Source organism: Aquabacterium sp. (assembly GCF_021768455.1).
GTDB lineage: Bacteria > Pseudomonadota > Gammaproteobacteria > Burkholderiales > Burkholderiaceae_C > Aquabacterium.
Map to the genome: position 1 here is coordinate 1 of NZ_JAIZVX010000217.1, position 4,936 is coordinate 4,936.

The 4,936-nt window shown below is 69.8% G+C and carries 3 protein-coding genes; all 3 read left to right on the top strand.

Annotation, left to right across the window (positions count from 1 at the left end; all coding sequences use genetic code 11):
* Positions 1-226 precede the first annotated feature (226 nt).
* Complete coding sequence (gene glnE / locus QZ994_RS18705; RefSeq protein ID WP_290877241.1) at positions 227-3,142, top strand: bifunctional [glutamate--ammonia ligase]-adenylyl-L-tyrosine phosphorylase/[glutamate--ammonia-ligase] adenylyltransferase; 2,916 nt, start codon at positions 227-229, stop codon at positions 3,140-3,142.
* Between the two features lie 145 nt (positions 3,143-3,287).
* The gene (locus QZ994_RS18710; RefSeq protein ID WP_290877244.1) at positions 3,288-3,869 is read left to right on the top strand and encodes a hypothetical protein; all 582 of its coding nucleotides are present in this window, start codon (positions 3,288-3,290) and stop codon (positions 3,867-3,869) included.
* Between the two features lie 110 nt (positions 3,870-3,979).
* Positions 3,980-4,936: EpsD family peptidyl-prolyl cis-trans isomerase (locus QZ994_RS18715; RefSeq protein WP_290877246.1), on the top strand; the 957-nt coding region annotated here is incomplete at its 3' end.

The window sequence follows — 4,936 nt, forward strand, 5'->3', positions numbered from 1 at the left end:
CCAGGCCGCCAGCCCGGCCGGGGCACTGGGCGGGGTGTCCGCGGCAGTCGGCGTGGGATCGGAAAGGTCGGCAGGGGTCGTGGGCATGGATCGCGGTCGTCATCGGTCGAAACACCTGTGCCTCAGGCCGCATTGCTGCCCTAACATCCACAACTGATCTGGGTACAGCCACAGGGATCGACAACCGATCACCCTAGCACAGACCACCCGTCGGCCAACCGGTTCCATGATTGATTTCCCATCCGATGCTGTAAAGACCGCTGCCCTGGCAGAGCACGCCCGCTACGTCCAGCGGATCCGCAGGCGTTACGCGCCCGAACTGGCCGCCTTCGCCCTCGCCCATCAGGGTGTGCCGCGCAGCGCACAGATCCGTGCGCTGGTCGAACACCTCATGTCGCAAGGGCGCGATCTGCCCTCGGCCCTGCGCGTGACGCGGCAGCTCGTGCTCGAGCGCCTGGCCGTGATGGACGTCGAACAGGGCGCCGCCATGGCCGACGTCACCGCGGCGATGACGGAGCTGGCCGAAGTCACCCTCGACCTGGCCCTGGCCGCCGCCGAGGCCGAGTTCACGGCCAAACACGGCGAGCCGCGCAATGAACAGGGCCAGCGCATCGACCTCTGGGTCATCGGCATGGGCAAGCTGGGCGGGCGCGAGCTCAATGTCTCGTCCGACATCGACCTGATCTACGTCTACGAAGACGACGGCCACACCACCGGCAACGACCAGGGCATCGGCCAGACCACCGCCCACGAGTACTTCAGCCACGTGGCCAAGCGCCTGTCCATGCTGATCGGCGACACCACGGAAGATGGCTTTGTCTTCCGCGTCGACCTGGCCCTGCGCCCCAACGGCAACTCCGGCCCCCCCGTGGTCAGCATGGGGATGCTGGAGGAGTACTTCCTCGTCCAGGGCCGCGAATGGGAGCGTTTTGCCTGGCTCAAGAGCCGCATCGTGGCACCGGCCCGATCGATGCCGGGTGGTGAGCACCACAGCCGGGCCCTGGCCCTGCGCGACCTGGTCATGCCCTTCGTGTTCCGCCGCTACCTCGACTACGGCGTGTTCGAGGGCCTGCGCCAACTGCACCAGAAGATCCGCGACGAGGCCAACCGCCGCGCCGCAGGCCGCCCCGAGCGGGCCAACGACGTCAAGCTCTCGCGCGGTGGCATCCGCGAAATCGAGTTCACCGTGCAGCTGCTGCAAGTGGTGCGCGGCGGGCAGTTCCCCGAGATCCGCACCCGCAGCACCCTGCGCGCCCTGCAACGCCTCAGCGCCCGCGGCCTGATCCCCCGCGCCACGGCCAACTGGCTCGCCCAGGCCTATGTCTTCCTGCGCCGGGTCGAGCACCGCATCCAGTACCTCGACGACCAGCAGACCCACCTGCTGCCGACCGACAACCGCGACCTCGCCTGGATTGCCGCCAGCCTGGGCCTCGACCCCAAACACAGCCCGCTGGTGGCCCCGGCCCGCGTGGGCCAGCCCGCCGACGACGGCGAGTGCCATGGCGGCACCTGCCAGCTGCTCGACGCCCTGTGCAGCGTGCGCGAGTTCGTCGCCACCGAGTTCGACGCCCTGCTGCACGACGGCCGCGGCACCGGCGGCCCGGTCTCGGGTTGCCGCTCCTGCGGTGGCCCGCCCCTGTCCGTCGACAGCGAAGAGTTCTTCGCCAAGCTGCCCGAACCCGTGGCCAGCCATGTGCGCACCTTCGCACAGCAAAGCAAGGTCGGCCTGCTGCCCGATGCCGGCAAGCTGCGCCTGGCCAAGCTGATCGGCCGGGCCACCCGCATCGCCCTCGAGGCCGATGCCAACGGCCCCGAGCAACCCGCGCTGGGTGCCCAGGCCGTGCTGCATTTTGTCGACTGGCTCAACCCCCTGCTGCGCCGCGACAGCTACCTCGCCCTGCTGGCCGAACGCCCCGAAGTGCTGACCCGTCTGCTGCGCCTGCTGGGCCTGGCCAAGTGGCCCATGCGCTACCTGCTGCGCCACCCGGGCGTGATCGACGAACTGGCCGACCCGCGCCTGCTCGACGGCCGCTTCGACGCGGCCACCTACCAGGTGGAACTCGCCGAGCGCCACCGTGCCTGGGAGCGCGCCGGCCAGGCCGACGAAGAAGCCCTGCTCGACACCCTGCGCCGCGCCCACCACGCCGAGGTCTTCCGCACCCTGGTGCGCGACGTTGAAGGCCTGATCACCGTGGAGCAGGTGGCAGACGACCTCTCCGCCCTGGCCGATGCGACCCTGCAGACGGCCATCCGCTGGGCCTGGGGCCACCTGCAGCAGCGCCCCGGCAAACAGGGCGCCTGGGCCGTGGGCCGCCAGCCTCATTTCGCCGTCATCGCCTACGGCAAACTGGGCGGCAAGGAGCTGGGTTATGGCTCCGACCTCGACGTCGTCTTCCTTTACGACGACACCCAGGACGACAGCGCCGAGCAGGCCGGCCCCGACAGCCCCAGCCCCATCGACGCCTACCTGCTGTTCGCCCGCAAGCTCATCACCTGGCTGACCCTGCGCACCTCGGCCGGCGAGCTGTTCGACATCGACACCGCCCTGCGACCCAACGGCAACTCCGGCCTGCTGGTCACCTCCTTCCACGCCTTCGACGACTACCAGCGCCAACGCGGCAGCAACACCGCCTGGACCTGGGAGCACCAGGCCCTGAGCCGCGCCCGCTGGTGCGCCGGAGAGCCTGCCCTGGCGGCGCAATTCGAAACCACGCGGCGCAGCGTGCTGGCCGCCCAGCGCGATCCGGCCGCCCTGCGCGACGAGGTGATGGCCATGCGCGAGCGCCTGCGCGAAGCCCATGCCTGCGGCCCCACGCAGTTCGACATCAAGCACAGCCGCGGCGGCATGATCGACGTCGAATTCGCCGTGCAGTACCTGGTGCTCACCCACAGCCACGCCCACCCCGGCCTGCTCGACAACCTGGGCAACATCGCCTTGCTGCAACGGGCCGAAGACGCCGGGCTGCTGCCAGCCGGCCTGGGTGCGGCCGCCGGCCAGGCCTACCGCGAACTGCGCCGGGTGCAACACCGCGCCCGTCTGGACGACGCGCCCACCCGCCTTGAGGGCGACGCGCTGCAGCCCATCGCCCTGCACCGCGAAGCCGTGCTGAACCTGTGGGCGGCCGTGTTCGGCGCCACCTGAAGGGGTGAACGCACCAGCGCCCGAGGGGCCGCGAGCCGGACACGGCACGCGGCGCGCGCAGTACAGGCGCCCCAGGCAAGCGGGTTTGTGGGCATGGTGGCTTCTGTGCCTGTGCCTGGCATGGCCCGCCTGGTGGGTGGGCGTCGTGCCACTGAACGACGCCGAAGCCAACTGGACGCCCCTGGCCCGGCTCTGGGTCCTGCACCCTGGCGCCGGCCTGCAACAGCCCCCCTGGGTCTGGTGGACCAGTGCCTGGCTGCATGGCAGCGCGGCCCACCTCTGGGGCAACCTCGGTGGCCTGGCGCTGCTGGCCTGGATGGGCCACGCGGTGCGGGTCGACCGCGGCTGTGCCATCGTGTGGACACTGTGCTGGCCCCTGGCGCAACTCGGCCTGCTGTGGCAGCCGGAACTGCCGCGCTACATCGGCCTCTCCGGCGTGCTGCACGCCGGCCTCACGGTTGTCGCCCTGCACACCCTCTTCGGACGGGCGAGGCCCTTGCCGCGCTGGCTGGGTGGCGCTCTGATGCTCGGCCTGGTGGCCAAGGTCCTCATGGAAAACCCCGGCGCGCCCGGCCTGATCCCGTCACCCGGCTGGGCTATAACTGTCGCGCCCTGGGTTCACCTGTGTGGCGTCGTCGCCGCGGCAACCCTGATGTGCCTGTGGCGACTGGGCGCCACCCTGCGAAAGCACCGCCTCGGGGCTGGCGCGCACCGTACACTCATTTGAGTGGGGACCGGCACAAACCCGAGGGAACTTCACCCCGACCCGCCGGTCTGGCAAGTGTGGCCCTTGAGGCTCCGCTTCCACCACCTTCTTCCCAACCATCCAAGTCGACCATGACCACCCGCCTGCAAGCCTTTGCCCGCCAACGCTCCGTCCGCCTGATGGCCCTTTTGCCCGTGGTCATCGCCGCCTCCCTGGCCGCGGGTTGCGGTGACAAGGGCAAGTCCGAAGCCAAGGCCAGCCAGGCAGCCGCCCGCGTCAACGGCGAAGAACTGACCGTGCACCAGATCAACCAGGTTCTCGAGCGCCAGCAAGGCCTCAAGCCCGAGCAGGTGGAAGGCGCCAGCCGCCAGGTCCTCGAAGGCCTGATCGACCAGCAACTGGCCGTGGCCAAGGCCGAAGAGCAAAAGCTCGACCGCGATCCGCAAGTGGTTCAGGCCCTGGACGCCGCCCGCCGCAACATCCTCGCCCGCACCTACCTCGAAAAGGCCGCCGCCGCCGCCGTGGGCGCCCCCTCGTCCGAGGACGTGCGCAAGTACTTCGACGCCAAGCCCTACCTCTTCTCGCAGCGCAAGGTCTACGCCCTGCAGGAATTCACCGTGCCGACCACGCCCGATGTGGCCAAGCCCCTGCAGGAGAAGCTCAAGGCGACCAAAACGCCCGCAGCCTTCCTGGAAGTGCTGAAGGAAAGCGGCGTGAAGTTCAGCGCCAACCAGGTCACCCAGGCCGCCGAAGGTCTGCCACTGGCCATCGTCGACAAACTGGCCCAGGTGGGTGAAGGCGAAGCCCTCTACATCAACGGCCCGGACGGCTTCAAGGCCCTGGTCGTCGTGGCCACCAAGAGCCAACCCGTCACCCTTGAGCAGGCCAAGCCCGCCATCGAGCAGTTCCTGACCGCCGAGCGCCGCCGCGAGTTCGTGCAGAAGGAAGTCAAGACCCTGCGCGAGGCCGCCAAGATCGAATACATCGGCAAGTTCGCCGAGAAGGCCGCCAGCGGTGCAGCCGCCGCTTCGGCACCGGCTGCCCAGGCACCCGTGACGCCGGCGGCATCCGAGGCCGCCAGCGGCCTG

Bases quoted from the DNA above. Each gene is read 5' to 3' on its own strand.
- glnE (WP_290877241.1), top strand. From the start codon at position 227: ATGATTGATTTCCCATCCGATGCTGTAAAGACCGCTGCCCTGGCAGAG.